A 250-nucleotide genomic window follows, 5' to 3' on the forward strand; every position below is an offset into this window, starting at 1 on the left:
CACTTACATTTGTGTAGATTGTTTAAAAGGTTATAAGGTAAAACTAAAAACTCTTGCGAACATTCACATCTACACAGATATCTGATGCGACTCTTACCACGATGATTGTCTTTGACGCTACTAATCGCTAATAATTTCCCAAATTTTTGTCCTATTAAGTTTCTCGGTTTACCTTGCATACTTACTAGTATAACTCTTTGTGAAACTTTATTCAACATCTTAACAGAACTCTACTAACATGGAACAAAAT

At 32.4% G+C, this 250-nt stretch carries 1 pseudogene; it reads right to left on the minus strand.

Going from position 1 to position 250, the window contains the following annotated elements:
• Positions 1–218, minus strand: a pseudogene (locus AC6UDG_RS07740) (hypothetical protein); the annotation flags it as partial.
• Between the last annotated feature and the right edge of the window lie 32 nt (positions 219–250).

Source organism: Fructilactobacillus sp. X2R1C1, assembly GCF_059901435.1.